This is a genomic window from Mesorhizobium sp. M7A.F.Ca.CA.002.04.1.1, from assembly GCF_004022805.1.
Classification (GTDB): Bacteria; Pseudomonadota; Alphaproteobacteria; order Rhizobiales; family Rhizobiaceae; genus Mesorhizobium; species Mesorhizobium ciceri.
Genome location: NZ_RZPL01001202.1, coordinates 1 through 773, shown reverse-complemented (window position 1 = coordinate 773; position 773 = coordinate 1). Strand labels below are relative to the sequence as shown.

General features: G+C 62.0%; 1 protein-coding gene. It reads right to left on the bottom strand.

Features of this window, described 5'->3' with window-relative positions; all coding sequences use genetic code 11:
• The coding region (locus ENZ75_RS33305; RefSeq protein ID WP_245481362.1) for an MBL fold metallo-hydrolase at positions 1-773 on the bottom strand (773 nt) is incomplete at both ends.

Below are 773 nucleotides of genomic sequence, written 5' to 3'. Positions count from 1 at the left end.
GTCCGAATTGCCGGCATCGGCAGCCGCGGCTCCGTCTTCTATATCCCAGGCTGCGCGCGCATCGATGCGCGCGCAGCCTGGGATATAGAAGACGGAGCCGCGGCTGCCGATGCCGGCAATTCGGACTCCGATCGTGTCACCTGCGTCGGAGCTGAAATTGGCATCCGGATGGTCTCTATCCTCCAGATAGAGTGCTATCTTCCCGGGCACGGCAAAGGGCTCGATCATTACGCCGGTATCGCGGCCTTCTGCGTCGCAGATGGCCAACTCTTTCGCCGGCGGCAGGATGCGCCGCGGCACAAGCGCTGGATCGAGAACGTTGAAAATCGAATTCGCCTCCAGCGTCGCCAGAACCTGCGCCGTTGCATAGATGGCGAAAGGCTGCCGCTCGCGCAGGCTGAGCAGTCCGGCGATATGATCGACGTCGGCATTGGTCAGCACCACAGCGCGAATAGGTGTCGAGCGCAGCGGCGCATCGCCCGCAGGCTGTAATTCAGGTGTTGCAGCGATTTGCTGGCGAATGTCGGGCGAGGCATTGAAAAGAACCCAGCCCAACCCGTCCGCCGAGGCGGCGACACTTGACTGGGTTCGTGGATGCACGCTTGCCATGCCGTTGCGAGCCGCACGACTGAGACGGTAGTTGCAGTTCCATTGCGGAAAGCCGCCGCCCGCCGCCGATCCGATTATCCTCAAATGCATGAAAATGCCCGCGCGCCGGCTTCTCTGACCTGCAGGCAATTTGCAGTCACAAACGACAGTCCGCGCGCTTTGCG